Here is a 26,312-nt window from a genome sequence, read left to right as displayed (position 1 = left end):
GCCGGTCACCTCGTTCTGCCGGACGGGCCGTCGCCGGGGCGGCCTGCGGGCATGCCCGAACCGCGACGGTCCGGGCCCGGAGACGGGAGCAGCGCTTGGCCGCGGACCCGACAGCACGGCCCGGAGCGGGGGCGGCGCGGCGGGAGCCGGCGCCCGGCCGGCTTCCGGCCGAGGTGACCAGCTTCGTCGGCCGGCAGCGGGAGCTGACCGAGCTGGCCCGGCTGCTGGCCGCCGCGCGGCTGGTCACGGTGACCGGCCCGGGCGGCGTGGGCAAGAGCCGACTGGCCCTGCGCGCGGCGGCCCGGGCGGCCGGCGCCTTCCCGGACGGCACCTGGCTGGTCGAGGTCGCTCCCGTGCAGGACCCGCTGCTGCTCGGCCACGCCGTGCTGGAGGCGCTGCGGCTGACCGACGGCACCCCCCGGCCGCCGCTGGACGTGCTGACCGAGCAGCTCGCCGGGCGCCGGACGCTGATCGTGCTGGATGGCTGCGAGCACCTGGTGGACGCCTGCGCGGACCTGGTCGACGCCCTGCTGCGGGCACTGCCCGGCCTGCGGGTGCTGGCCACCAGCCGGGCGGCGCTGCGCGCCCCGGGCGAGCACCTGCTCGTCCTGGCGCCGCTGCCGGTGGGCCCGGTCGGCCCCGGCGTACTGCCGGACGCGGTGCGGCTGTTCGCCGACCGGGCCCGGGCGGTGCTGCCCTCCTTCGAGATCACCGCGGCCTCCGCCGAGGGGATCGCCCAGCTCTGCCGCCGGCTGGACGGCATCCCGCTGGCCGTCGAGCTGGCGGCCGGCCGGCTGCGATCGCTCTCGGTCGCGCAGATCGACGCCCGGCTGGGCGACCGGTTCCGCGTGCTCACCGGCGGCGCCCGGACGGCGCTGCCGCGCCACCAGACGCTTCGCACGACCATCGGGTGGAGTCACGAACTCTGCACGCCGCAGGAACGTTTGCTCTGGGCCCGGCTCTCGGTCTTCGCGGGGAGCTTCGACCTGGAGGCCGCCGAGTACGTCTGCGCCGGCGACGGCATCGCACCGGACGACCTGCTCGACCTGGTGTCCGAGCTGATCAACAAGTCGGTGCTGCTCCGGGTGTCGGCCCCCGGCCGGCCGGCCGAGGAGGGGGGCGGCGTCAGGTTCGGACTGCTGGACACCCTGCGCGAGTACGGCCTGCGGTGGCTGCGCTCGACCGGTGAGGAGCAGCGGCTGCGGCGCCGCCACCGGGACTGGTACCTGGGCGTGGCCACCTGGGGCGAGGTCGAGTGGTTCGGCCCCCGGCAGGCGGAGACCGCCGAGCGCACCGAGCTCGCCCACCCCAACCTGCGCGCGGCGCTGGAGTTCTGCCTGGCCGAACCGGGCGAGGAGCAGCTCGCCCTGCTGCTGGCGAGCACGCTCTGGTTCTACTGGGTCGGCTGCGGCCACCTCGGCGAGGGCCGGCACTGGCTGGACCGCGCGCTCGCCCTCGACCCCGAGCCGACCGAGGCCCGCGCCAAGGCGCTCTGGGTCACCGGGTACATGGCGACCCTCCAGGGCGACCTGCTCACCGCCCGCCCGGCCCTGGAGGAGTGCCGCCGCCAGGCGCTGGACACCGGCGACGACCGGGCGCTCGCCTACGCCGTCCACCGGCAGGGCTGCGCCGCGCTGATCGGGGACGAGCCGGCCCGTGCCGCCGAGCTCTTCGAGGAGGCGCTCTGGCACTACCGGACGATCGGCGAGCTCAACAGCAACGTCCTGATGGCCATGTTCGAGCTGGGCATCGCCTACCTGTTCCAGGGCGACCAGGACAGCGGCGAGTTCTGGCTCGGCGAGGTCCGCGAGCTCTGCGAGGAGCACGGCGAGCAGTGGGCGTACGCCTACGGGCTCTACGCGCTCGGGTACTCGCACTGGCTGGACGGCGAGGTCCGGCTGGCCCGCGCGCGGGCCCGCGAGAGCGTCCGGCTCAACCACCTCTTCCACGACCTGCTGGGCATCGTGCTGGCGATCGACCTGCTGGCGCTGCTGGAGACCGAGCCCACCGGGCCCGGCCGGCCGGGCGACCTGCGCGAGGCCCGGGTGCTGCAGGGCGCCGCGCACCGGATCTGGCAGGCGGTGGGCAAGCCGTTCTTCGGCTCGCGCGCCTTCAACGGCCCCCACCGGCACTGCGAGGAGCGGGCCAGGGCCGGGCTGACCGAGCAGGAGTTCACCGAGTGCTTCGACCGCGGTGCCCGGCTGGACCTCGACGCCGCCGTCCACCGGGCGCTCGGCGGCGACGGCCGCGCGGGCGGTCCGGGCCGGCTGCCGGACCCCTTCCCGGTGCCGCCGGCGCCGCACCCCGCACCGGCCAGGAATAGTTGAATCTTGTCCATTGCTACACCGGTCGGCACCTCCCGGCACCCCCGCCGGGCGGACGCCCGGAAGGAGCAATCGTGGCCACCAACACCGCCGACGAGTACCGCCTCGCGACGTTCTACTTCGACTCCAAGGCGTACACCGACGCCGCCCGCATGCTGGAGGGCGTCCTCGCCGAGGAGCCGGCCAACCTGTCCGTCCGGCTGCTGCTGGCCCGCAGCTACTTCCACTCGGCCCAGCTCTCCCGCGCCGAGGCCGAGCTGCGCCGGATCCTGGACGCCCACCCGGCCGAGGACTACGCCCGGCTGATGCTGGGCCGGACCCTGGAGCGCCAGGGCCGCGCCGAGGAGGCCCGCCCGCACCTGCGGCTGGCCGCCGCGATGACCGGCGAGGACGACTGAGCACAACCCGGGAGCACCCGGGAACGGGACGAGCCCCCGCCGCCTCGAAAGGCGACGGGGGCTCGCTGGGTACGGCAGGCGTACCGCTCGCGGGTCAGCGCGAGTAGTACTCGACGACGAGCTGCTCGTCGCAGATCACCGGGACCTCCTTGCGCTGCGGCGCGCGGTCCAGGCGGAAGGCCAGGGCCTTCAGGTTGACCTCGAGGTACTTCGGGGTCTGGCCCTCGCCCGCGTAGCCACCCTCACGGGCGACCTGGAACGGGACCTTCTCCTTGCTGCGCTCGCGAACGGTCACGACGAAGCCCGGCTTCATCTGGTACGACGGCTTGTTGACCTTGCCGCCGTTGACCTCGATGTGACCGTGGACGACCATCTGACGGGCCTGGTAGATGGTGCGGGCAATGCCCGAACGCAGCACCAGGGAGTCCAGACGGGTCTCCAGCTCGGCGACGAGCGCCTCACCGGTCTTGCCCTCGGCCTTCTTCGCGCGGTCGAACGCGCGCGCCATCTGCTTCTCGCTCAGGTCGTACTGGGCGCGCAGACGCTGCTTCTCGAGCAGACGGACCTTGTAGTCCGAGTTCTGCTTGCGGCCACGGCCGTGCTGGCCGGGCGGGTACGGGCGGGCCTCGAAGTACTTGACGGACTTCGGGGTCAGCGGCACGCCGAGCGCACGCGCGATCTTGACCTTGGGACGCTTCTGGTTCGCCATGAACCAAACCTTCCTTGCTTACGAATACGGCTTCACCAGGTGTTGACGGAGGTCGCTTCTCGCGGTCCGGAGACAACCGCACCGCCCGGGGGCAGTGCGATCAGCCGCTCTCCACGACCGGGCACGGATGTGCAAGCACACGAGTGGCCCACCGAACCTGGGTTGGTGGGCTGCACGCGACACCGAAACGGTGCGCGACGCTCCTGGGGCCTCCCGGAGGAGACCACGGCCATTGCCCCGCTGGTGCGGCCGGTCGGTCAGGGTCTCCCCTGCCGCCGCGCCCGGGACACGGCACTCCGGACGAGTATACCCGCCGATCACTCGCCCTTGAGCCGACCCCTGGTCCACTCCACGATGTCCGCGTACCGGGCCTCCCCGCCGTGCCGGGTCGGCCGGTAGTACGCCTTGCCGTGCACGGCGTCCGGCGCGTACTGCTGCGCCGCGATGCCCTCCGGCAGATCGTGCGGGTACTGGTAGCCCTGGCCGTGCCCGAGCTTGCCCGCGCCGCCGTAGTGCGCGTCCCGCAGGTGCGGCGGCACCGCGCCCGCCAGGCCCTGCCGGACGTCCGCCAGCGCCGCGTCGATCGCCAGGTAGGCGGCGTTGGACTTGGGCGCCAGCGCCAGCGCGATCGCCGCCTGGGAGAGGATGATCCGCGCCTCCGGGAAGCCGATCAGCGCCACCGCCTGGGCCGCCGCGACCGCCGTGGCCAGCGCCGTCGGGTCGGCCAGGCCGACGTCCTCGCTGGCCGAGATCATCAGCCGCCGGGCGATGAACCGCGGGTCCTCCCCCGCCTCGATCATCCGGGCCAGGTAGTGCAGGGTGGCGTCCACGTCACTGCCCCGGATCGATTTGATCAGCGCGCTGGCCACGTCGTAGTGCTGGTCGCCGTCCTTGTCGTAGCGCACCGCGGCCTGGTTCACGGCCGTCTCGGTGGTGGCCAGCGTGATGCTCGCCTCGCCCTTCTCCAGCGCCGCCCCGGCGGCCGCCTCCAGCGTGGTGAGCGCCCGCCGGGCGTCCCCGCCGGCCAGCCGGACCAGGTGGTCCTCGGCCTCCGGGGTGAGCTCCAGCGCGCCCTCCAGACCGCGCTCGTCGGCCACCGCGCGGTGCAGCAGGGCGCGGATGTCCTCGTCCGTCAGCGACTCCAGCGTGAGCAGCAGCGAGCGCGACAGCAGCGGGGAGATCACCGAGAAGTACGGGTTCTCGGTGGTGGCCGCGATCAGGGTGACCCAGCGGTTCTCCACGGCGGGCAGCAGCGAGTCCTGCTGGGCCTTGGAGAAGCGGTGGATCTCGTCCAGGAAGAGCACCGTCTCCCTGCCGTTCATGCCGACCGCCCGGCGGGCGCCGTCGATCACCGCGCGGACCTCCTTGACGCCCGCGGTGATCGCGGACAGCTCCACGAAGCGGCCCTCGACGGACTGGCTGATCACGTGCGCCAGGGTGGTCTTGCCGGTACCGGGCGGCCCCCAGAGGATCACCGAACTGGTCGCCGCCGGGCCGCGCGAGCCCGAGACCAGCCGGCGAAGCGGCGAGCCCGCCTTCAGCAGCTGCCGCTGCCCGGCGACCTCGTCCAGGGTGCGCGGGCGCATCCGCACGGCCAGCGGGGCCCGGCCGGGCTCCTTGGCCTGGCGTTCCTCGGCGGCGGCGGTGAAGAGGTCCGGTTCGTCCACACCGGAAGCCTATGCGAGCCGACCGACACCCCGGCCCGGCCGCCGCGCCCCGGCGGCCCCGCGGAGCTCCCGGGCGGCCGGGCCTACCCGATCCGCGCCGAGTGGTCCGGTACGTACTTCTGCAGGTCCCGCGGCGGCCGCTGGTAGCCGCGCGTCTCCGGGCGGGCCGGCAGCTCGATCCGCCGCGGGGCCACCTCGTGGTACGGGACGGTCGAGAGCAGGTGGGCGATCATGTTGATCCGGGCCCGCCGCTTGTCGTCGCTCTCCACCACGTTCCACGGCGAGTCCGGGATGTCGGTGTAGACGAACATCTCGTCCTTGGCCCGCGAGTAGTCCTCCCAGCGGCTGACCGACTCGACGTCCATCGGCGAGAGCTTCCACCGCCGCATCGGGTCCTCCAGCCGGTCCCGGAACCGCCGCTGCTGCTCGGTGTCGCTGACCGAGAACCAGTACTTGCGCAGCAGGGTGCCCGACTCGATCAGCATCCGCTCGAACATCGGGCACTGGTGCAGGAACTGCCAGTACTGCTCGTCCGTGCAGAAGCCCATCACCCGCTCGACCCCGGCCCGGTTGTACCAGCTGCGGTCGAACAGCACGATCTCCCCCGCGGCCGGCAACTGCTCGACGTAGCGCTGGAAGTACCACTGGGTCCGCTGGCGCTCGGTGGGCGTGGGCAGCGCCGCCACCCGGGCGATGCGCGGGTTCAGGTACTCCGTCACCCGCTTGATCGCGCCGCCCTTGCCGGCCGCGTCGCGCCCCTCGAAGACGACCACCAGCCGGGCGCCCTCGGCCCGCACCCACTCCTGGAGCTTCACCAGCTCGTTCTGGAGCCTCAGCAGCTCCCGCTCGTACGGCTTCTTCGCGAGCCGCTCCCGCCGGTGCTCCGGGCCGGTACCGGGATCGCGCTCGGCCTTGGCTGCCACCTGGGTGCCTCCGTTCGGCAAAGGCTGATGAGCACTCACCGTAGGCGCAACCCCGGGTTCCCGCAGGCCGGGGCGCCGGCCCGGCAGCGGCGGCCCCCTGAACCGCCGCTGCCGGACTCCCCCGTGGCCGGCCCGCGAGGGCCGAGTGATCAACCCTGTCGTAGACCTGCCGGGCCGGTCCAATATCCCGTTCCATAACCTTGGGGCATGGATGTGGACACCCGACTGCTGCGGAGCTTCGCCGCGGTCTGCGAGGAGGGCCAGCTGACGGCCGCCGCGGCCCGGCTGTTCGTCTCGCAGCCGACCCTCACCAAGCAGATCCGCCAGCTGGAGGCGCTGCTCGGGGTGGAACTGTTCGAGCGCTCGCGCCGGGGCATGGCGCCCACCCACGCCGGCCGGGCCCTGGCCGAGCGCACCGGGCCGATGCTGGCCGGCTGGGACGACGCGCTGCGCGCCACCCGGGCGGCGGCGGCCGAGCAGGGCTCGACGCTGCGGGTGGGCTTCGAGGGCGGCAGCATCAACCTGATGACCCGCAGCACGGTGACGGACTTCGCCCGGCGGATGCCCGGCTGGCAGGTGGAGCTGCGGCAGAACAACTGGTTCGACCCGACCTCGGGGCTCGCCACCGGGGAGATCGACCTGACGCTCTGGCACGCCCCGCCGTCGCTCTCCGAGCAGTACAACGTCGCGGTGCTGGGCGAGGAGCCGCGCTGTGTGGCGCTGCCGGCCGGGCACCGGTTGGCGGGCCACCAGGTGATCCGGTTCGAGGACCTGCTGGACGAGCCCTTCGTCGCGATCCCGCTGGAGGCCGGGCACTGGCGCGACTACTGGCTGTCGGTCCCGGAACGGCGCGGGCGACCGGTGCGGATCGGCGCGGTGGCGCACAACTCCGACGAGTGGCTGGCCGCGGTGGTGTGCGGTCAGGGCGTCGGCTTCGCCCCGGAGGCGATGAGCAGGCTGGCGGCGCGGGAGGACATCGCGTACCGGCCGGTGCGGGGGCTCAGCCCGAGCCTGGTCGGGCTCTACTGGCCGATGGGCCGCGAACTGTCGCCCGCCATGGCCGCGTTCGTGCGCAGCTGCCGGGCCACGGTCGGGTTCTCGGCCGGCCCGGCGGTCCCGGGCCAGGCGGAGTGAGCCGGACGGAGCCGGTCCGGCGCGTACGGGGGCGGGCCGGACCGGGTCAGACCGCCTCGAAGGGCTCCGGGTAGCGGCAGAGCCCGCGCGGACCGCCGTCGTAGGCCGGCAGGGCGAGTGTCTGGAAGTAGGCCTCCGGCACCTCGAACGGGCCGGTGACCTCGTGCCGGCCCGCCGGCGCGAAGCCGAACCTGCCGTAGTAGTCCGGATCGCCGAGGACGACGACGAGCTTCTCCGCCGCCTCCTCCGCGGCCGTCAGCGCGGCCCGGACGACCAGCTCGCCGACGCCCTTGCGCTGCCACTCCGGGGCGACCGCGACGGGCGCGAGCGCCAGGCCCCGGCCGTCGCCGACCGCCAGCCGGGTGAGCAGCGCGTGGCCGACCACCAGCCCGGCCTCGTCCACCGCCACCACGGACAGCTCGGGCAGCCAGGCGGGGTCGCGGCGCAGCGCGTCCACCAGATCGGCCTCGTCGGGGCCGGGGAAGGCCGCCATGTGGACCCGTCTGGTGGCGGGTGCGTCCTCGGGACACTCGATTCTGGTGGTGACCTTCATGGGGGGAGCCTCTCTCCGTCGCACACCGTTGTGGACCGGCCCCGGACGGCGGGTGCGCCGTCCGGGGCCGTGAAAGATTAGCCGATTGGACGTCAGGCCTGGGGCTGGGCCTCGGGCTTGACCTCGGAGGACTTGGCGTCCTCGCGGACCTTCGGCTGGGCGTCGACGCCGGCCTCGCGACGCTGCGCCGGGGTGATCGGGGTCGGGGCACCGGTCAGCGGGTCACCGCCGGTGGACGTCTTCGGGAACGCGATGACGTCGCGGATGGTGTCGTACCCGCCCAGCAGCGTGACGACGCGGTCCAGGCCGAAGGCGACACCGCCGTGCGGCGGCGGGCCGTAGTTGAAGGCGTCCAGCAGGAAGCCGAACTGCGAGGCCGCCTCCTCCTCGGAGAGGCCGATCGCGTCGAACGCCCGCTTCTGCACGTCCCGCTGGTGGATACGGATCGAACCGCCGCCCAGCTCCGAGCCGTTGAGGACCAGGTCGTAGGCGTTGGAGAGCGCCGAACCCGGGTCGGTGTCGAAGGTGGCGAGCGACTCGGCGGTCGGGGCGGTGAACGGGTGGTGCACCGCGTGCCAGCCCTGGAACTCGCCCTTGTCGTCCTCGATCGGCTCGAACATCGGGAAGTCGACGACCCAGAGGAAGGCCCAGCGGGACTCGTCGATCAGCTCGCAGCGGCGGCCGATCTCCAGGCGGGCGGCGCCGAGCAGCTCCTGCGAGGGGCGCTCCTTGCCGGCCGCGAAGAAGATCGCGTCACCGTTCTTGGCCCCGGCGGCGGCGGCCAGGCCTGCCAGGTGCTCCTCGGAGAGGTTCTTGGCGACCGGGCCGCGCAGCTCGCCGGTCTCGGCGTCGATCAGCACGTAGGCGAGGCCCCGGGCGCCGCGCGCCTTGGCCCAGTCCTGCCAGGCGTCGAGCTGCTTGCGCGGCTGCGAGGCACCGCCGGGCATGACCACGGCGCCGACGTACGGGGCCTGGAACACGCGGAACGAGGTGCCCTTGAAGTACTCGGTGAGGTCCGTGAGCTCCTGGCCGAAGCGGACGTCCGGCTTGTCCGAGCCGTAGCGGCCCATCGCGTCCGCGTAGCTCATCCGGGGCAGCGGGTTGGGGATCTCGTACCCGTGCACGTCGCGCCAGATCGCACCGATGATCTTCTCGCCGAGGGCCAGGATGTCCTCCTGGTCGACGAAGGAGGCCTCGATGTCCAGCTGGGTGAACTCCGGCTGGCGGTCGGCGCGGAAGTCCTCGTCGCGGAAGCAGCGCGCGATCTGGTAGTACCGCTCCATGCCGGCCACCATCAGCAGCTGCTTGAACAGCTGGGGCGACTGCGGCAGCGCGTACCAGTGGCCGGGCTGCAGGCGGACCGGGACGAGGAAGTCGCGGGCGCCCTCGGGGGTGGAGCGGGTGAGGTACGGCGTCTCGATGTCGAGGTAGTCGTTCTCCTCCATCACCCGGCGGATGATGTTGCTGACCTTGGAGCGCAGGCGCAGGCCCTTGGCCGGGCCCTCGCGGCGCAGGTCCAGGTAGCGGTAGCGGAGGCGGACCTCCTCGTTGACCGTACCGGGCTCGTACTCGGCGACCGGGAAGGGCAGCGGGGCGGCCTCGGAGAGCACCTCGATCTCGCTGACCACGACCTCGACGGCGCCGGTCGGGATGTCCGGGTTCTCGTTGCCCTCGGGCCGCACGCGGACGTCGCCGACGACCTTGACGCAGTACTCGGCACGCAGGCCGTGCACCGAGTCGAGGTCGCGGACCACGATCTGCACGGTGCCGGAGGCGTCCCGCAGGTCGATGAAGGCCACGCCGCCGTGGTCTCGGCGGCGGGCGACCCAGCCGGCCAGGGTGACGGTGGTGCCTGCGTGCTCCGGGCGGAGCGTGCCCGCGTCGTGCGTGCGGATCACAGCTGCTTCTCCTTCAGGGTGGTGACGAGAGCGTCGAGGGCGACGGGGTTCTGCTCGCCGGTGGTCATGTCCTTGAGCTGGACGACGCCGTCGGCGAGGTCCCGGTCACCGGCGAGCACGGCGAAGCGGGCGCCGGAACGGTCCGCGGACTTCATCGCGTTCTTGATGCCCTTGACGCCGAAGGCGAGGTCGGTGGCGACGCCCGCGCGGCGCAGTTCGACCACCTTGGCGAAGAGGACGTTCTTGGCCTGGTCGCTGAGCGCGACGGCGTAGACGGAGGTGGCGGCCGGCAGGTCGAGGACGACGCCCTCGGCCTCCATCGCCAGGTAGCTGCGGTCCACCCCGAGGGCCCAGCCGACGGACGGCAGCGCGGGGCCGCCGATCATCTCGGAGAGCCCGTCGTAGCGGCCGCCGCCGCCGATCGCGGACTGCGCGCCGAGGCCGTTGTGGACGAACTCGAAGGTGGTACGGGTGTAGTAGTCCAGGCCGCGGACCAGCTTGGGGTCGTCGGTGAAGGCCACCCCGTTGGCGGTCAGCAGCTCGCGGACCTTCTCGTCGTAGGCCTTGCACTCCTCGCAGAGGAAGTCGCGCAGCATCGGCGCGCCGCCGAGCTGGGCCTGCACCGACTCGCGCTTGTCGTCCAGCACGCGCAGCGGGTTGATCTCGGCCCGGCGGCGGGTGTCGTCGTCCAGGTCGAGGCCGGCCAGGAACTCCACCAGCGCGGCCCGGTAGACCGGGCGGCACTGCTTGTCGCCGAGGCTGTTGAGCAGCAGCGAGTAGTCGCGCAGGCCCAGCGAGCGGAAGGCGTCGTCGGCCAGGATGATCAGCTCGGCGTCCAGCGCCGGGTCCTCGGCGCCGATCGCCTCGGCGCCGACCTGCGAGAACTGGCGGTAGCGACCCTTCTGCGCCCGCTCGTAGCGGTAGTAGGAGCCGGAGTACCAGAGCTTGACCGGCAGGTTGCCCTGCTTGTGCAGGTTGGCCTGGAGCGCGGCGCGCAGCACCGAGGCGGTGCCCTCGGGGCGCAGCGCGAGCTCGTCGCCGCCCTTGGTGGTGAGGTTGTACATCTCCTTGCTGACGATGTCGGTGGACTCGCCGACGCCGCGGGAGAAGAGCTTCACGTCCTCGAAGACCGGGGTCTCGATGTAGCCGTAGCCGGCCCGGCGGGCCGGCGCGGCGATCCGCTCGCGGATCGCCAGGAAGGTCGCGGAGCTGGGGGGCAGCAGGTCGTAGGTGCCCTTGGGGGCGGTGAAGGTGCTCAACTTCTCTTCCGTCACATTCCTCGTCGCGGGAAGGCCGGAGCGCCGAGCGCTCCCGCCGCCTGTCGGAGGTAGGGGTTGGTGGCGCGCTCGCGGCCGATGGTGGTCTGTCCGCCGTGGCCGGAGAGGACCACGGTCGCGTCGTCGAGGGGCAGGCACACCCGGGCCAGCGACCGCAGGATCGCGTCGCCGTCCCCGCCCGGGAGGTCCGTGCGCCCGATGGAGCCGGCGAAGAGCAGGTCGCCCGAGAACAGCACCGGGGGGAGGTCCTCGGCGCCGGGCGTCCGGAACGTCACCGACCCCTTGGTATGGCCGGGCGCGTGGTCGACGGTGAGCTTCAGGCCGGCCAGCTCCAGCACGCTGCCGTCGGTGAGCTCGCGCACGTCGTCGGGCTCGCCGACGGTGAGCTCGCCCATCAGCTGGGTGCCGAGCGAGCGGCCGAGCGCCTTCTCCGGGTCGGCCATCATGTAGCGGTCCTCGGGGTGGATCCAGGCCGGGACGCCGCGCGCGCCGCAGACCGGGACCACCGAGGCGACGTGGTCGATGTGGCCGTGGGTGAGGACCACCGCGACCGGCTTCAGCCGGTGCTCGCGGACCAGCTCCTCCACGCCGCGGGCGGCCTGGTGGCCCGGGTCCACGATGACGCACTCCTCGCCGGCGGCCGGTGCGACCAGGTAGCAGTTGGTGCCCCAGGCTCCAGCGGGGAATCCGGCGATGAACAACGCGCGTCCTTCGTGATTCGGGTCGGCCGTGGCGGCTGCGGGATGCGGCTACACGATGAGATGTAACGGAAGCCTACCGGCGCTCCGGGTCCGGTTGCGAACCAGATAGGCGGGACAGGTCCACTCCGTCCCGACGGGTTCACCGGGTTCTTACAGCCGCGGTCCCTACACTTGGCCGCCGATGGATGCGATGATCCGCTCCAGCATCCGCACACGATCCCTCCCCGCCCCCGGGCCGGAGGGGCCGGACAGCCCCCAGTACGACAGCACCCATGTAGGAGACACGGCCGGTGGTCAGCAGCGAACAGCGGCGGCGGCAGCTCGCCCGCGAGAAGTACGAGCGCCAGGCGAAGCGCCGGGCCGAGATGCACGCCGCGCGCCGGCGTCGCAACACGATCCTCGGCAGCGCGCTCGCCGTGGTGGTGCTGGCGGGCGGCGGTGTCCTGGTGGGCACGGGTGCCTTCACCTCGGACGACAAGAAGGACACCGCGGCGGCGCCGCCGACCGCGCCGACCGCGCCGACCGCCACCGACGAGCCCACCACCCCGACCCGCACGCCGGTCGAGGGCTGCGCCGACCCGGCGCCGGGCGCGCCGAACGGCAAGCAGTGGAAGGCCGAGCCGGCCATGAGCGTCGACGCCGCCGGCAAGTACACGGCGACGCTGGACACCAACTGCGGCAAGGTGACGCTCTCGCTGGACGCGGCCAAGGCACCGCACACGGTGAACTCCTTCGCCTTCCTGGCCGGCGAGCAGTACTTCGACCACACCAAGTGCCACCGGCTGACCACCGGCGGCATCTTCGTGCTGCAGTGCGGCGACCCGACCGCCAGCGCGACCAACCCGGGCGGCACCGGCGGTCCCGGCTACAAGTTCGCCGACGAGAACCTGACCGGCGCGACGTACCCGGCGGGCACCCTGGCGATGGCCAACTCCGGCCCGGGCACCAACGGGAGCCAGTTCTTCCTGGTCTACAAGGACACCCAGCTCGGCCCGAACTACACCCCGTTCGGCAAGATCACCGGCGGTCTGGACGTGCTCCAGAAGATCGCCGCCGCGGGCACCCTGGAGGGCGGGACGGACGGTCACCCGATGGCCGACGTCACCCTCAACTCGGTGACCGCCGCGAAGGGTTGACCGGCACCGGGACCGCCCCGCGGACGCCCGCGCGGCGCCCCGGCGCGGTGCCGGCCCGAAATCGCCCGGCCCGGATGCGGACAGCACCGGTCCTGGTCGCCTATGTTGGCGTTGTGTAGGGTGCCCAGACCCGCCGGCCGTCACCCTCGGCAGCAAAGCACGGCGGACGGGACGGCGGGCCCATCGGTCCGCCGCACATCAACTGTGGACGACGTACGCGTCCCGCTCCGGCGCGGGCGCGACGTCATGTGGAGGACGCGCTATGAGCAGCGACCCGTGGGGCCGTGTCGACGAGCAGGGCACGGTCTACGTCAGGACGGCCGACGGCGAACGCGTCGTGGGTTCCTGGCAGGCCGGCTCGCCCGAGGAGGCTCTCGCCTACTTCGAGCGCAAGTACCAGGGCATCGAGGTGGAGATCGGCCTGCTGGAGAAGCGGGTGCGCACCACCGACCTGGCCGCCAAGGACGCCCAGACCGCGCTGGACCACCTGCGCGCGCAGGTGACCGAGGGGCACGCGGTCGGCGACCTGGACGCGCTGGCCAAGCGGCTGGACACGCTCGCCGGTGATATCGAGAGCCGCCGCGAGGAGCGCAAGGCGGCCCGCGCCAAGGCCCAGGACGAGACCCGTACGGCCAAGGAGGAGCTGGTCGCCGAGGCCGAGCGGCTCGCCGAGTCCACCCAGTGGCGGGAGGCCGGGGACCGGCTGCGCGCGCTGGTGGACACCTGGAAGGGCCTGCCCCGGCTGGACCGCAAGAGCGACGACGAGCTGTGGCACCGGTTCTCGCACGCCCGCTCGGTCTTCTCGAAGCACCGCAAGGCCCACTTCGCGACCCTGGACGCCGAGCGCGACCAGGCCCGGGCCACCAAGGAGCGGCTGGTCAGCGAGGCCGAGGCGCTCTCCTCCTCCACCGAGTGGGGCGAGACCGCGGCCAGCTACCGCGACCTGATGGCGCGCTGGAAGGCCGCCGGGCGCGCCCAGCGGGACATCGAGGACGAGCTGTGGGCGCGTTTCCGCGGCGCCCAGGACGTCTTCTTCCAGGCCCGGTCCGCGGTGTTCAGCGAGCGCGACGCCGAGCAGGTCGGCAACCAGAAGCTCAAGGAGGCGCTGGCGGCCGAGGCCGAGGCGATCCTGCCGATCACCGACCTGAAGGCCGCCAAGGCCGCCCTGCGGGACGTCAACGAGCGCTGGGAGGCGATCGGGCACGTGCCGCGCGACGCCCGCCCGAAGCTGGACGCCCGGCTGAACACCGTCGAGCGGGCGATCCGCGAGGCCGAGGACAGCGAGTGGAAGCGCTCGAACCCGGAGGCCAAGGCCCGCGCCGCCGGCATGGTCGGCCTCTTCGAGGCCAAGGCCGAGAAGATCCAGGCCGACCTGGACAAGGCCCGTGCCGCCGGCAACGCGAGCAAGGTCGCCAAGCTGGAGTCCGAGCTGGCGGGCGTGCAGACCCTGCTGGAGCAGGCGCACCGCAGCCAGGAGGAGTTCAGCGGCTGATCCGCCGCCCTCCGGACCTGACGAAGGGCCCCACCGCCGAGGCGGTGGGGCCCTTCGCCGTACCCGCTACTTGCGGGCCGAGGTGACCCGGTAGACGTCGTAGACGCCCTCCACGCCGCGGACCGCCTTCAGCACGTGGCCGAGGTGCTTCGGGTCGCCCATCTCGAAGGTGAAGCGGCTCATCGCCACCCGGTCGCGGGAGGTCTGCACCGCCGCCGACAGGATGTTGACGTGCTGGTCGGAGAGGACCCGGGTGACGTCCGAGAGCAGCCGGGAGCGGTCCAGCGCCTCGACCTGGATGGCCACCAGGAAGACGGACGACTGGGTGGCCGCCCACTCGACCTCGATCATCCGCTCGGGCTGCTGGCTGAGCGCCTCCACGTTGACGCAGTCGGCGCGGTGCACCGAGACGCCGTTGCCGCGGGTGACGAAGCCGACGATCGGGTCGCCCGGCACCGGGGTGCAGCAGCGCGACAGCTTGACCCAGACGTCCTCGACGCCCTTGACGATGACGCCCGGATCGCCCTTGGCCCGGCGGCGCACCGCCCGGCGGTTGTCGTGCGTCGGCGTGGCCGTCTCGGCCAGGTCCTCGGTGGCACCCTCCTCGCCGCCGAGCGCCTGCACCAGCTTCTGCACGATGTTCTGCGCGGCGACGTGGCCCTCGCCGATCGCCGCGTACAGCGAGGAGATGTCCGGGTAGCGCATCTCGTGGGCCAGGGTGACCAGCGAGTCGCCGGTCAGGATCCGCTGGATCGGCAGGCCCTGCTTGCGCATCGCCCGGGCGATGGCCTCCTTGCCGTGCTCGATCGCCTCCTCGCGGCGCTCCTTGGAGAACCAGGCGCGGATCTTGTTGCGGGCGCGCGGGGACTTGACGAAGCCCAGCCAGTCCCGGGAGGGGCCGGCGTTCTCCGCCTTGGAGGTGAAGACCTCGACGCTGTCGCCGTTCTCCAGGGTCGACTCCAGCGGCACCAGCCGCCCGTTGACCCGCGCCCCTATGCAGCGGTACCCGACCTCGGTGTGGACGGCGAAGGCGAAGTCCACCGGGGTGGCACCGGCCGGCAGCGCTATCACGTCGCCCTTGGGCGTGAAGACGAAGACCTCGTTGTTGGAGAGGTCGAAGCGCAGCGACTCCAGGAACTCGCTCGGGTCCTCGGTCTCCTTCTGCCAGTCCAGCAGCTGCCGCAGCCAGGCCATCTCGTTGACGGCGCCGGCCTTGTCGTCCTTGCGGGTCTGGGTGGGGGTGTCGGTGCGGACCTTGGAGGCGCCGGCCACCGCGCGCTGCTTGTACTTCCAGTGCGCGGCGATGCCGTACTCGGCCCGGCGGTGCATGTCGAAGGTGCGGATCTGCAGCTCGACCGGCTTGCCCCCGGGACCGATCACCGTGGTGTGCAGCGACTGGTACATGTTGAACTTGGGCATCGCGATGTAGTCCTTGAACCGCCCCGGCACCGGGTTCCACCGCGCGTGGATGGTGCCCAGCGCCGCGTAGCAGTCGCGGACGGTGTCGACCAGGACCCGGATGCCCACCAGGTCGTAGATCTCGGCGAAGTCCCGGCCCCGGACGATCATCTTCTGGTAGACCGAGTAGTAGTGCTTCGGCCGGCCGGTGACGGACGCGGTGATCCGGGCGCCGCGCAGGTCGCCCTGGACCTGGTCGATGACGGTGGCGAGGTACTCGTCCCGCTTGGGGGCGCGTTCGGCGACCAGGCGCACGATCTCGTCGTACATCTTGGGGTAGAGGATCGCGAAGGCGAGGTCCTCCAGCTCCCACTTGATGGTGTTCATGCCCAGCCGGTGCGCCAGCGGGGCGTAGATCTCCAGCGTCTCGCGGGCCTTCTTCTCCTGCTTCTCCCGCTTGAGGTAGCGCATGGTGCGCATGTTGTGCAGCCGGTCCGCGAGCTTGATCACCAGGACGCGCGGGTCCTTGGCCATCGCGACGACCATCTTGCGGACGGTCTCGGCCTGCGCGGCCTCGCCGAACTTCACCCGGTCCAGCTTGGTGACGCCGTCGACCAGCAGGGCCACCGAGTCGCCGAAGTCCTTGCGCAGGGTCTCCAGGCCGTAGTCGGTGTCCTCGACGGTGTCGTGCAGCAGGCCGGCCATCAGGGTCGCGGCGTCCATGCCCAGCTCGGCCAGGATGGTCGCCACCGCCAGCGGGTGGGTGATGTACGGGTCGCCGCTCTTGCGCTTCTGCCCGCGGTGCCACTTCTCCGCGACGGCGTACGCCTTCTCGATGTCCCGCAGCAGGACCGGGTCGGCCTTGGGGTCGTTGGCCCGGATCGAGCGGAACAGCGGCTCCAGGACGGGGTTGAGCACGCTGGAGCGCTGGCCGCCGAGGCGGGCCAGCCGGGCGCGCATGCCCCCGGAGGAGGACGGACGGCTCGCGGGAGCCACCGGGCGGGAGGAGGTCGGCGCCGGGCGTGCCGGGGTGGCCCCCGAGGGCGTGGGACGGTTTTCGGGGGCGGCCGCTTCGGCCGTGGGCACAACCTCGTCGGGCAAGGACACTCCTCGGGGCACCGGGCCGGCCCCTCGTGCGGCTCGCACCATCACGCACAACCGGGAGGGGATGAACCTTCATGGTACCGAGCCCGGCGCTCCCGTGTTCAGCCGGTCGGCCCCGGACACGCGGAGGGCGGCGGTCGGATGATCCGACCGCCGCCCTCCGTCCGTACGTCGGACGCTTCCCTCAGACCGTGACCAGCGTCTCCAGCGGCGCGCCGCCCAGGTGCCCGGCCAGCCGCTCGCGGCCGTCCAGGAAGCCCAGCTCCATCAGCACCACGACGCCCACCAGCTCGGCGCCGGCCTCCTTGACCAGGTCCAGCGAGGCACCGATCGTCCCGCCGGTGGCCAGCACGTCGTCCACCACCAGCACCCGCTCACCGGGTGCGAAGGCGTCGCACTGCACCTCCAGCGTCGCCGAGCCGTACTCCAGCTCGTACGAGCGCCGGAACACCTCGCCGGGCAGCTTGCCCTCCTTGCGGATCGGCACGAAGCCGAGCCCGGCCGCGAAGGCCGCCGGGGCCGCCAGCACGAAGCCGCGCGCCTCCAGGCCCACCACCTTGGTCGCACCGAGGGCCGTCGCCCGCTCCGCCAGCGCCCGGGTGAGGGCCGCGAAGGCCTCGGCGTCGGCGAGCAGCGGTGCGATGTCCTTGAACAGCACACCGGGCTTCGGGTAGTCCGGAACGTCCCGGATCCGGCTGTTCAGCAGCTCGGCCAGGGCGGTGTCGGCGGTGGTCACGGAAGAGTCCTCACGGTCGGTCGGGCGTCAGCGCTTGGTGGACGGACGGCCCTTGGCACGCGAGGCGCCGGCCGCCCGGCCGCGCTGACCGACCATACCCGCCGGCAGGTCGCCGTCGGCGATCTCCTCGCCCTCCGGGGCCTCGCCGCGCGCCTCCGCGGCGGCGTTCCTGGCCTCCGCGGCCCGCCGCTGGGCGACCCGCTTGGCCAGCGCCTTCATCTCCGGCTGCTCCTCCTTGAGCTGCGCGAGCAGCGGGGTGGCGACGCAGATCGAGGAGTAGGCACCGGCGGCGAGACCGATGAACAGGGCCAGCGAGATGTCGTTCAGCGTGCCGGCGCCCAGGAGGCCGCCACCGATGAACAGCAGCGCCGCCACCGGGAGCAGGGCGACCACCGTGGTGTTCAGCGAGCGGACCAGGGTCTGGTTGAGGCCCGCGTTGGCCGCCTCGCTGTAGGTGATCTTGTTCTGCTTGGTGAGCCCCTTCGCGTTCTCCTTCACGGTGTCGAAGACGACGACCGTGTCGTAGAGCGAGTACCCGAGGATCGTCAGGAAGCCGATCACCGTACCGGGGGTGACCTCGAAGCCCACCAGGGCGTACACCCCGATGGTGATCAGGAGGTCGTGGATGAGGGCGACCAGGGCGGCCACCGCCATCCGCCACTCGAAGGCGATCGCCAGGTAGACCGTCACCAGGACCATGAAGATGATCAGGCCGGTGAGGGCCTTGTCGGAGATCTGCTCGCCCCAGCTGGGGCCGATCACCTGGGTGTCGATCTCCGCGATCGGGACGCTGAGCTCCTTGGACAGCTTGTCGGTGAAGACCGCCGAGGAGACCTGGTCCTCGGAGCTGACCTGGATGCGGATCTTCTTGCCGTCGTCCACGGACTGGACCAGCGGGTGCGAGTGGACGATCTTGTCCACCACGTCCTGCGTCTGCGAGATGGTCAGCCCCGGCTTGGCGACGGTGTAGACCGAGCCGCCCTTGAACTCGATGCCGAGTTTCAGGCCCATGGCCAGGCCGACGGCGGCGACCAGCACGATCACGCCGGAGATGCTGTACCAGAGCTTGCGGCGGCCGACGAAGTCGAAGCTGACCTCGCCCTGGTAGAGCCGGTGACCCAGATTGGAGAAGCGCGACACGGTGTCAGGCCTCCTTCACGGCGGCAGAGGAGGAGGAGCTGCGACGACGGGTGCTGCGCAGCGGCGGGCGGGCGCCCAGGCGCTTCGGGTCCAGGCCCGACCACGGGTGACCGTCGGAGAAGAACTTCCGGCGGGCCAGCAGGGTGATCAGCGGCTTGGTGAACAGGAAGATCACCACGACGTCGAGCGCGGTGGTCAGGCCCAGCGTGAACGCGAAGCCCTGCACCTTGCCGACCGAGACCAGGTAGAGCACCGCGGCACAGAGGAAGGACACGAAGTCCGACACCAGGATGGTGCGCCGGGCGCGCGGCCAGGCCCGCTGGACCGCCGGGCGCAGCGGGGCGCCCTCGCGGACCTCGTCGCGGATGCGCTCGAAGTAGACGATGAAGGAGTCCGCGGTGATACCGATCGCGACGATCGCGCCGCAGACGGCCGGCAGGTTCAGCGCGAAGCCGATCCCCGCGCCGAGCAGGCTCATGATCGAGTAGGTCAGGATCGCCGAGACGATCAGACCCGCGATCGAGACCAGGCCGAGGCCGCGGTAGTAGACCAGCGAGTAGAGGACCACCAGCACCATGCCGATGAGGCCGGCGATCAGGCCCGCCTTCAGCTGGTCGCCGCCGAGCTGCGGCGAGACGGTGGTGACGTCGTCCGTGGTGAACTCCAGCGGCAGCGCGCCGAAGCTCAGCACGTTGGCGAGGTTCTGCGCCTCCGCCTGGCTGAAGCTGCCGGAGATCACGGCCGAGCCGCCGGGGATGGCGTTGCGCACGTACGGGTGGGAGACGACCTGCCCGTCCAGCACGATGGCGAACTGGTTGGTCGGGTCCGGCTGGGCGGCGAGCTTGCCGGTGACGTCGGTGAAGGCGTCGGTGCCCCGGCCGTTGAACTGCAGCGCGACCTGCCAGCCGGCACCCTGCTGGGTGTCGATGGTGGCCTGCGCCTTGGAGACGTCGGCGCCCTTTACCGCGACCGGGCCGAGGGCGAGCTTGTAGAAGATCCCGCGCTCGTCCTTCTGGGTGCAGGCGACGGTCGGCTGCCCCTCGGACTTCTGCAGGTTCTTGCGCTGCTCGGGCTTGGAGCAGTCGACGGCGGCGAACTCGGCGGCCAGCTCCGGCGGCACGGTGCCCGTGGTCATCGCGGCGGAGAGGCCCGGGTTGACCGGTGCGGTGGGCGCGGGAGCGCTCGGGGTCGCGGCGGCGGGCGCGCTCGGAGCGGTGCTCGCGCTGCCGGTGGCGGCCGGGGTCGGGGTGGCGTCGGCGGCGAGCGCCTCACCGACGGCGCGGCCCTGCTTGGTCGCACTGGCGCTGGGGGCGCCGGCGGACGCGGCGGGCGTGCCGGTGGCCGAGGGGGTCGCGCTCGGGGCGGCGCTGCCGCTCGCCGAGGGGGACGCGCTCGGGGCCGGGGCCTGGACACCGCTCGGGGCGAGGGCGAGGACGGGGCGGAAGTAGAGCTGCGCGGTGGTGCCGACCTGGTCGACCGCGCTCTGCTTGTCACCACCCTTGGGGATGTTGACGATGATGTTCCGGTCGCCCTGGGTCTGGACCTCCGCCTCGGAGACGCCCATCCCGTTGACCCGCTGCTCGATGATCCCGGTGGCGATGTCCATGTTGGACTTGTTGATCGCCTTGGGGTCGGTCGACTTCGCGCTCAAGGTGATGCTGGTACCGCCGGCGAGGTCGATACCCAGGCGGGGCTTGGTGTGGCCCGTCCCGAACATGAGGGCGACCAGTCCGACGGTGACCACCAGGATGAGGGCCAGAGCCCGCCCCGGGTAACCGTCGCGCGGGCGCGACTTGGGTGTTGCCACCTTGCTCGTTTCTCCCTGTCCATGCCACCTCCCCTACCGGACCCCCGTCCGGCTCGTGGCGGACGGGGGCATGGCGGATCTGCGGCCCTGAGATCCTGTGGGCTCGCGGCACTACTGACTGCGCCGCGCGGCCGGGCGGGTGCCCGGCCGTACTACTTGGTCGCGGGACCAGCGCCCTCGACGTCGCCCTTGTCGGCGCTGTCCTTGGTGAGCGTCAGCGGCTTGTCCTCGACCGGCTCGACGTCGGCGTCCTCGGCCTCCGGCTCGGACAGCTCGTCCACGGCGGGGCGACCGTTGATGATCGCGTCGTACTCCTGCGGGTCCAGGACCGCCGCCACCGCGCTCTTGGTGAAGTGGGTGACCACGCCGGGCGCGATCTCCAGCTCGACGGTCTCCTCGTTGACCGCCTTCACCTGGGCGTACAGGCCGCCGATGGTGCGCACTCCCGCCCCGGGCTCCAGCGCGGTCTGCATGCTCGCCTGCTGCTGCTGGCGCTTCTTCTGCGACCGGAACATGAGCACGATCGCGATGATCGGGAGGAGAAGGATGATGAGGTTCACTGCAGCCAGGGTCCTTTACGGGCCGCCGGCCGGCGGCCTGTGTGGTAATGGTCGGCCCGTCAGGTGAGAGGGGCGGTCCGGCGGAGTCTAGGCGACCCCGAACTGATCGGACAACGCCAAGCATCGCATCCTGCCGCCGAAAGTGGCGAGCCTGCGCCTGCACAGATTCCCCGGACTTCTCCCCCGGCTTCTCCGCGCGGACCTGCTCAGGCGTCCGCGCGCCCCGATCGCCCCGGTGTCACCCGTTCAGCCCTCGTCCGCCGGGAAGAGTTCCGACTGGGCCGGTACCGCGCCCCTGGTGGTCTGAACCGGCGGGGTCAGACCGAGGTGCTGCCACGCGGCGGCGGTGGCGATCCGGCCGCGCGGGGTCCGGGCCAGCAGGCCCTCGCGGACCAGGAACGGCTCGGCGACCTCCTCGACCGTCTCGGACTCCTCACCCACCGCGACCGCCAGGGTCGACAGGCCGACCGGTCCGCCGCCGAACAGGCGCAGCAGCGCGTCCAGCACCGCGCGGTCCAGCCGGTCCAGACCGCGGGCGTCCACCTCGTAGACGTCCAGCGCCCGGGCGGCGATCTCCGGGGTGACCACCCCGTCGTGCCGGACCTGCGCGAAGTCGCGGACCCGGCGCAGCAGCCGGTTGGCGATCCGCGGGGTGCCCCGGGAGCGGCCGGCGATCTCGGCGGCGCCGGCCGGGTCGATCTCGACGTCCAGCAGGGCGGCCGAGCGGTGCACCACCCGCTCCAGCTCGGCGGGCGCGTAGAACTCCATGTGGCCGGTGAAGCCGAACCGGTCGCGCAGCGGCGGCGGCAGCAGCCCGGCCCGGGTGGTCGCGCCGACCAGCGTGAACGGCGGCAGCTCCAGCGGGATGGCGGTGGCGCCCGGGCCCTTGCCGACGATCACGTCGACCCGGAAGTCCTCCATCGCCATGTAGAGCATCTCCTCCGCCGGCCGGGACATCCGGTGGATCTCGTCCAGGAAGAGCACCTCGCCCTCGGAGAGCGAGGAGAGGATCGCGGCCAGGTCGCCGGCGTGCTGGATGGCCGGGCCCGAGGTGATCCGGATCGGGGCGCCCAGCTCGGCCGCGATGATCATGGAAAGGGTGGTCTTGCCGAGCCCGGGCGGACCGCTGAGCAGCACGTGGTCCGGCGCGGTCCCGCGCTGCCGGGCGGCCTGCAGCACCAGGGACAGCTGCTCGCGCACCCGCTCCTGGCCGATGAACTCGTCCAGCTGCTTGGGGCGCAGCGCCGCCTCGACCGCCTGGTCCTCGCCGTCGGCGGCGGCCGTCACCAGCCGGTCGGCCGGGTCGGAGTCGTACGGGCTCATCGGTGCGGGCTCCAATGTCGACAAGGTGACAGATGGTCGGTTCGGTGGAGAGTGGTGGCCGACGCGGCGTCAGCGCGTCCGGTTGAGGGTCCGCAGCGCGGCCCTGAGCAGCGCGCCCACATCGGTGACGGCCTGCGCCTCGGCCTCGGGGGCGACGGCGGTGACCGCCTCGTCCGCCTCGCGCGGCGCGTAGCCGAGGCCGACCAGGGCGGCGTGCAGCTGCTCGCTCCACGGCGCGGGCCCCGCGGCGATCGGCTTCTGGGCCGGGACGCTGCCGTGCGGGGCGCCCAGCTTGTCCTTGTACTCCAACAGCAGCTTGGCGGCCTTCGCCTTGCCGATACCGGGGACGGCGATCAGCGCCTTCTCGTTCCCGGCGGCGACGGCGGCGCGCAGCTCGTCCGGGCTGTGCACGCCGAGCATGGCCTGGGCCAGGCGCGGCCCGACACCGGGCGCGGCCTGGAGGATCTCGAAGACGGCCCGCTCGTCGTCGTCGGCGAAGCCGTACAGCGTGAGCGAGTCCTCCCGGACGACCAGCGAGGTGGCGAGCCGGGCCGGCTCCCCGAGGCGCAGGCCGGCCGCGGTCGCCGGGGTGCACTGGACGGCCATGCCGACGCCGCCGACCTCGACGACGACGGTGCCGCCGCTGACGGCGGCCACCGGCCCTTGGACGAAGGCGATCATCGAGCGGCTCCTCGGGGGGATCGTGCGGAGTACGGGGCCCGGGCGGCGGGCGCGGCCGCGCCGGGCGCGGTCCTGGCGGGCGCCGCCTTGGCGAGCGCCGCGGCGATCCGGTCGCTCGCGCCGCCGCGCCAGATGTGGCAGATGGCCAGCGCCAGCGCGTCGGCGGCGTCGGCCGGCTTGGGCGGGGCGTCCAGTCGCAGCAGCCGCTGCACCATGGCGGTGACCTGGGCCTTGTCGGCCCGGCCGGAGCCGGTGACGGCGGCCTTCACCTCGCTGGGGGTGTGCAGGGTGACGGGGATGCCGCGCCGGGTGGCGCAGAGCATCGCGACCGCGCTGGCCTGCGCGGTGCCCATCACGGTGCGGACGTTGTGCTGGGCGAAGACCCGCTCGACCGCGACCAGGTCGGGCCGGTGCTCGTCGAGCCAGCTCTCGATGCCCTGCTCGACCAGCAGCAGCCGGGGCCCGATGTCCGCCTCGGCGGCCGTGCGCACCACCCCGACGCCGACCATCCTCAGCGGCCGGCCCGGAGCGCCGTCGACCACCCCGATCCCGCACCTGGTCAGCCCCGGGTCCACACCCAGTACCCGCACCTCGACCCCGCCTCTCCGAAAAGCGCCGCTCGCCGTGGCGACCTGCGAAGGCTACCGCCAGGGTCGGACAGTCCCACCGACGACACCGGCCCGGTGGTCGTGGGACCACCGGGCCGGGGAGTGGGAACGATCACTCGGCGTCGAGCTGCGCACCGACCTCGTCGCTGATGTCGAAGTTGGCGAAGACGTTCTGCACGTCGTCGCTGTCCTCCAGGGCGTCGATCAGCTTCAGGATCTTGCGGGCGCCGTCGACGTCCAGCTCGACCTGCATGCTCGGGAGGAAGTTGGCCTCGGCCGAGTCGTAGTCGACGCCGGCGTCCACCAGCGCGGTCCGGACGGCGACCATCTTCGAGGCCTCGGAGACGATCTCGAAGGACTCGCCGAGGTCGTTGATCTCCTCGGGCTCCTGGTCGAGGACGACCTCGAACAGCTTGTCCTCGTCGACGCCGTCGGCCTTGGGGACGATCACGACGCCCTTGCGGTTGAACAGGTACGAGACCGAGCCCGGGTCGGCCATCGAGCCGCCGTTGCGGGTCATCGCCACGCGCACGTCGGAGGCGGCGCGGTTGCGGTTGTCGGTGAGGCACTCGATGAGGACGGCGACACCGTTCGGGCCGTAGCCCTCGTACATGATCGTCGAGTAGTCGGCCCCGCCGGCCTCCGCGCCCGAGCCGCGCTTGACGGCGCGGTTGATGTTGTCGATCGGGACGGAGCTCTTCTTCGCCTTCTGGATGGCGTCGTACAGCGTGGGGTTGCCGGCCGGGTCGCCGCCGCCGGTGCGCGCCGCCACCTCGATGTTCTTGATCATCTTGGCGAAGAGCTTGCCGCGCTTGGCGTCGATCACGGCCTTCTTGTGCTTGGTGGTAGCCCATTTAGAGTGGCCGGACATCGCCAGCTCCTTTACGTCGCCAAAGGGAAATGAACAGGAGGGATCTTACCGGTGCCGCCGCCGGTGGGGTGCACACGGTCCGCGTGCGGCGGCGAAGCGTTACCGGGCCGCCGCCGCCAGGTGCTCCTCGACCATCCGCACGAAGTAGCCGTGCACCCGGTGGTCGCCGGTGAGCTCGGGGTGGAAGGAGGTCGCCAGCAGGTTGCCCTGGCGGACGGCGACGACGCGGCTCTCCGGACCGTCGGCGGCCGGCAGCTCGGCCAGCACCTCGACGCCCGCGCCGACGGCCTCGACCCAGGGGGCGCGGATGAACACGCCGTGCACCGGGGCGTCGTCCAGGCCGCGGAAGGCGATGCCGGACTCGAAGGACTCGTTCTGGCGGCCGAAGGCGTTGCGGCGCACGGTCATGTCGATGCCGCCCACGGTCTCCTGGTCGTCGCGGCCGTCCAGGATCTTGTCGGCCAGCATGATCATGCCCGCGCAGGTGCCGTAGACCGGCATGCCCCCGGCGACCCGCTCGCGCAGCGGGTCCATCACGCCGAACAGCAGGGCCAGCTTGGACATGGTGGTGGACTCCCCGCCGGGGATCACCAGCGCGTCGACCTCGGCCAGCTCCTCGGCACGGCGCACCGGGCGGGCGAGCGCGTCGGCCTCGGCCAGCGCGACCAGGTGCTCGCGGACATCGCCCTGCAGGGCGAGGACGCCGATGACTGGAGTGCTCACGGTCTCAAACCTCTTCGATCGTTACGTCGTGTGTACGTGGCGCGGCCCGCCGCGCGCCGAGGCGCTGCGGCGGGCCGGCGCTTGGCGCGGGGCCGACTACCAGCCGCGGTTGGCGTAGCGCTCGCTCTCGGGCAGGGTGTCGCAGTTGATGCCGACCATGGCCTCGCCCAGGTTGCGGGAGGCGTCCGCGATGATCTTCGGGTCGTCGAAGAAGGTGGTGGCCTTGACGATCGCGGCGGCACGCTTGGCCGGGTCGCCCGACTTGAAGATGCCGGAGCCGACGAAGACGCCCTCGGCACCGAGCTGGCGCATCAGCGCGGCGTCGGCCGGGGTGGCCACACCACCGGCGGAGAACAGCACGACCGGCAGCTTGCCGAGCTCGGCGACCTCCTTGACCAGCTCGTACGGAGCGCGCAGCTCCTTGGCGGCGGCGAACAGCTCGTTGTTGTCGTAGCCGCGCAGCCGGGCGATCTCGTTCTTGATCTGGCGCAGGTGGCGGACCGCCTCGACGACGTTGCCGGTGCCGGCCTCGCCCTTGGAGCGGATCATGGCCGCACCCTCGGCGATGCGGCGCAGGGCCTCGCCCAGGTTGGTGGCACCGCAGACGAACGGCGTGGTGAACGCCCACTTGTCCGAGTGGTTCACCTCGTCGGCCGGGGTCAGCACCTCGGACTCGTCGATGTAGTCCACGCCGAGCGACTGCAGGACCTGGGCCTCGACGAAGTGGCCGATCCGGGACTTCGCCATGACCGGGATCGAGACCGCGGCGATGATCTCCTCGATCATGTTCGGGTCCGACATGCGCGCGACGCCGCCGTCCTTGCGGATGTCGGCGGGCACCCGCTCCAGCGCCATGACGGCGACAGCGCCGGCGTCCTCGGCGATCTTGGCCTGCTCGGCGTTGACCACGTCCATGATCACACCGCCCTTGAGCTGCTCGGCCATGCCGCGCTTGACCCGGGCGGTACCGATCTGCGGCTGGTCTGCGGTGGTGGGGGTGGTGGACACGTGAGACCTCACTCGAAGATGAACCAGTGCTATCGCCCTATGGTAGGCGGAAGAAATGGTCTTTCCATGCGCCATCAAGTCCAGGCTGGCCGACGGGATACGACAAACAGGCCGGATCCGGGCACACCCGGTCCGGCCTGT

23 protein-coding genes are annotated in these 26,312 nt (G+C 72.3%); 5 read left to right on the top strand and 18 right to left on the bottom strand.

Annotated features, from left to right (window positions below; all coding sequences use genetic code 11):
* Nucleotides 1-173 precede the first annotated feature (173 nt).
* Together ACZ34W_RS13685 and ACZ34W_RS13680 are read left to right on the top strand one after the other, a co-directional pair.
* The gene (locus tag ACZ34W_RS13685) at nt 174-2,327 is read left to right on the top strand and encodes an ATP-binding protein (protein ID WP_465603766.1); all 2,154 of its coding nucleotides are present in this window, start codon (nt 174-176) and stop codon (nt 2,325-2,327) included.
* Nucleotides 2,328-2,398: 71 nt separating this feature from the next.
* Complete coding sequence (locus ACZ34W_RS13680) at nt 2,399-2,722, top strand: tetratricopeptide repeat protein (protein WP_329486803.1); 324 nt, start codon at nt 2,399-2,401, stop codon at nt 2,720-2,722.
* A gap of 94 nt (nt 2,723-2,816) precedes the next feature.
* On the opposite strand, the gene rpsD is transcribed toward ACZ34W_RS13680, so the two are convergent.
* From rpsD to ppk2, 3 genes are all read right to left on the bottom strand, one after another.
* The gene (gene rpsD / locus ACZ34W_RS13675; protein WP_063346792.1) at nt 2,817-3,431 is read right to left on the bottom strand and encodes a 30S ribosomal protein S4; all 615 of its coding nucleotides are present in this window, start codon (nt 3,429-3,431) and stop codon (nt 2,817-2,819) included.
* A 317-nt stretch (nt 3,432-3,748) separates the two neighbouring features.
* A complete protein-coding gene (locus ACZ34W_RS13670) occupies nt 3,749-5,098 on the bottom strand; it encodes a replication-associated recombination protein A (protein ID WP_329486804.1) in 1,350 nt (449 codons plus the stop codon).
* Nucleotides 5,099-5,181: 83 nt separating this feature from the next.
* Nucleotides 5,182-5,937 carry a polyphosphate kinase 2 gene (ppk2, locus tag ACZ34W_RS13665; RefSeq protein ID WP_442906936.1) on the bottom strand — a complete coding sequence of 252 codons (756 nt, stop codon included), beginning with the start codon at nt 5,935-5,937 and terminating at the stop codon, nt 5,182-5,184.
* Nucleotides 5,938-6,228: 291 nt separating this feature from the next.
* On the opposite strand from ppk2, the gene ACZ34W_RS13660 reads away from it, so the two are divergent.
* Nucleotides 6,229-7,155 carry a LysR family transcriptional regulator gene (locus tag ACZ34W_RS13660; RefSeq protein ID WP_465603762.1) on the top strand — a complete coding sequence of 309 codons (927 nt, stop codon included), beginning with the start codon at nt 6,229-6,231 and terminating at the stop codon, nt 7,153-7,155.
* Between the two features lie 46 nt (nt 7,156-7,201).
* On the opposite strand, the gene ACZ34W_RS13655 is transcribed toward ACZ34W_RS13660, so the two are convergent.
* The 4 genes from ACZ34W_RS13655 to ACZ34W_RS13640 all read right to left on the bottom strand — a co-directional run bounded on the left by ACZ34W_RS13655 (nt 7,202) and on the right by ACZ34W_RS13640 (nt 11,584).
* Entirely contained in the window at nt 7,202-7,708 is a 507-nt protein-coding gene (locus tag ACZ34W_RS13655; protein WP_329486807.1) for a GNAT family N-acetyltransferase, read from the bottom strand.
* A 92-nt stretch (nt 7,709-7,800) separates the two neighbouring features.
* Nucleotides 7,801-9,606: an aspartate--tRNA ligase gene (gene aspS, locus ACZ34W_RS13650; protein WP_352293289.1), complete on the bottom strand. Its 1,806-nt coding sequence runs from the start codon at nt 9,604-9,606 to the stop codon at nt 7,801-7,803.
* Nucleotides 9,603-10,865, bottom strand: coding sequence for a histidine--tRNA ligase (gene hisS / locus ACZ34W_RS13645; RefSeq protein WP_329486809.1), 1,263 nt, complete (start codon nt 10,863-10,865; stop codon nt 9,603-9,605). Before hisS ends, aspS begins: the two co-directional genes overlap by 4 nt.
* Before the next feature lie 11 nt (nt 10,866-10,876).
* Nucleotides 10,877-11,584 carry an MBL fold metallo-hydrolase gene (locus tag ACZ34W_RS13640; protein WP_329486810.1) on the bottom strand — a complete coding sequence of 236 codons (708 nt, stop codon included), beginning with the start codon at nt 11,582-11,584 and terminating at the stop codon, nt 10,877-10,879.
* A gap of 290 nt (nt 11,585-11,874) precedes the next feature.
* Here ACZ34W_RS13640 and ACZ34W_RS13635 point away from each other — a divergent pair, with 290 nt between their 5' ends.
* Nucleotides 11,875-12,720: a peptidylprolyl isomerase gene (locus ACZ34W_RS13635; RefSeq protein ID WP_329486811.1), complete on the top strand. Its 846-nt coding sequence runs from the start codon at nt 11,875-11,877 to the stop codon at nt 12,718-12,720.
* 262 nt (nt 12,721-12,982) lie between these two features.
* Entirely contained in the window at nt 12,983-14,212 is a 1,230-nt protein-coding gene (locus ACZ34W_RS13630) for a DUF349 domain-containing protein (RefSeq protein WP_329486812.1), read from the top strand.
* 66 nt (nt 14,213-14,278) lie between these two features.
* Here the strand turns inward: ACZ34W_RS13630 and ACZ34W_RS13625 are convergent, their stop codons facing one another.
* The 11 genes from ACZ34W_RS13625 to pdxS form a co-directional block, all read right to left on the bottom strand.
* Entirely contained in the window at nt 14,279-16,759 is a 2,481-nt protein-coding gene (locus ACZ34W_RS13625) for a RelA/SpoT family protein (protein ID WP_380386243.1), read from the bottom strand.
* Between the two features lie 139 nt (nt 16,760-16,898).
* Nucleotides 16,899-17,450 carry an adenine phosphoribosyltransferase gene (locus ACZ34W_RS13620; protein ID WP_329486814.1) on the bottom strand — a complete coding sequence of 184 codons (552 nt, stop codon included), beginning with the start codon at nt 17,448-17,450 and terminating at the stop codon, nt 16,899-16,901.
* A gap of 27 nt (nt 17,451-17,477) precedes the next feature.
* Nucleotides 17,478-18,590, bottom strand: a complete 1,113-nt coding sequence (gene secF, locus ACZ34W_RS13615) for a protein translocase subunit SecF (RefSeq protein ID WP_329486815.1) — start codon at nt 18,588-18,590, stop codon at nt 17,478-17,480.
* A gap of 4 nt (nt 18,591-18,594) precedes the next feature.
* Nucleotides 18,595-20,397 carry a protein translocase subunit SecD gene (gene secD, locus ACZ34W_RS13610; RefSeq protein WP_465603757.1) on the bottom strand — a complete coding sequence of 601 codons (1,803 nt, stop codon included), beginning with the start codon at nt 20,395-20,397 and terminating at the stop codon, nt 18,595-18,597.
* 152 nt (nt 20,398-20,549) lie between these two features.
* Nucleotides 20,550-20,957, bottom strand: a complete 408-nt coding sequence (gene yajC / locus ACZ34W_RS13605; protein ID WP_329486816.1) for a preprotein translocase subunit YajC — start codon at nt 20,955-20,957, stop codon at nt 20,550-20,552.
* A 246-nt stretch (nt 20,958-21,203) separates the two neighbouring features.
* Nucleotides 21,204-22,280 carry a Holliday junction branch migration DNA helicase RuvB gene (ruvB, locus tag ACZ34W_RS13600; protein ID WP_329486817.1) on the bottom strand — a complete coding sequence of 359 codons (1,077 nt, stop codon included), beginning with the start codon at nt 22,278-22,280 and terminating at the stop codon, nt 21,204-21,206.
* Nucleotides 22,281-22,349: 69 nt separating this feature from the next.
* Nucleotides 22,350-22,961 (bottom strand): Holliday junction branch migration protein RuvA, encoded by a 612-nt coding sequence (gene ruvA, locus ACZ34W_RS13595; RefSeq protein ID WP_329486818.1) that lies wholly within the window; start codon nt 22,959-22,961, stop codon nt 22,350-22,352.
* On the bottom strand, nt 22,958-23,551 hold the full coding sequence (ruvC, locus tag ACZ34W_RS13590) for a crossover junction endodeoxyribonuclease RuvC (RefSeq protein WP_465603754.1): 594 nt from the start codon (nt 23,549-23,551) through the stop codon (nt 22,958-22,960). The genes ruvA and ruvC overlap by 4 nt, the downstream gene beginning before the upstream one ends.
* Before the next feature lie 130 nt (nt 23,552-23,681).
* The gene (locus ACZ34W_RS13585) at nt 23,682-24,440 is read right to left on the bottom strand and encodes a YebC/PmpR family DNA-binding transcriptional regulator (protein ID WP_329486820.1); all 759 of its coding nucleotides are present in this window, start codon (nt 24,438-24,440) and stop codon (nt 23,682-23,684) included.
* Nucleotides 24,441-24,539: 99 nt separating this feature from the next.
* Nucleotides 24,540-25,163 (bottom strand): pyridoxal 5'-phosphate synthase glutaminase subunit PdxT, encoded by a 624-nt coding sequence (gene pdxT / locus ACZ34W_RS13580; protein ID WP_329486821.1) that lies wholly within the window; start codon nt 25,161-25,163, stop codon nt 24,540-24,542.
* Between the two features lie 96 nt (nt 25,164-25,259).
* The gene (gene pdxS / locus ACZ34W_RS13575) at nt 25,260-26,171 is read right to left on the bottom strand and encodes a pyridoxal 5'-phosphate synthase lyase subunit PdxS (protein WP_329486822.1); all 912 of its coding nucleotides are present in this window, start codon (nt 26,169-26,171) and stop codon (nt 25,260-25,262) included.
* Nucleotides 26,172-26,312 lie beyond the last annotated feature (141 nt).

This window comes from Kitasatospora sp. NPDC022856 (assembly GCF_055561235.1).
This window is presented reverse-complemented; position numbering and strand designations above follow the sequence as displayed.

Coding starts and splice junctions, on each gene's coding strand:
- ACZ34W_RS13585 (WP_329486820.1), bottom strand. CDS start 24,440: ATGTCCGGCCACTCTAAATGGGCTACCACCAAGCACAAGAAGGCCGTG.
- ruvB (WP_329486817.1), bottom strand. CDS start 22,280: ATGAGCCCGTACGACTCCGACCCGGCCGACCGGCTGGTGACGGCCGCC.
- rpsD (WP_063346792.1), bottom strand. CDS start 3,431: ATGGCGAACCAGAAGCGTCCCAAGGTCAAGATCGCGCGTGCGCTCGGC.
- ACZ34W_RS13655 (WP_329486807.1), bottom strand. CDS start 7,708: ATGAAGGTCACCACCAGAATCGAGTGTCCCGAGGACGCACCCGCCACC.
- ACZ34W_RS13660 (WP_465603762.1), top strand. CDS start 6,229: ATGGATGTGGACACCCGACTGCTGCGGAGCTTCGCCGCGGTCTGCGAG.
- ACZ34W_RS13630 (WP_329486812.1), top strand. CDS start 12,983: ATGAGCAGCGACCCGTGGGGCCGTGTCGACGAGCAGGGCACGGTCTAC.
- ruvA (WP_329486818.1), bottom strand. CDS start 22,961: ATGATCGCCTTCGTCCAAGGGCCGGTGGCCGCCGTCAGCGGCGGCACC.
- ACZ34W_RS13625 (WP_380386243.1), bottom strand. CDS start 16,759: ATGGTGCGAGCCGCACGAGGGGCCGGCCCGGTGCCCCGAGGAGTGTCC.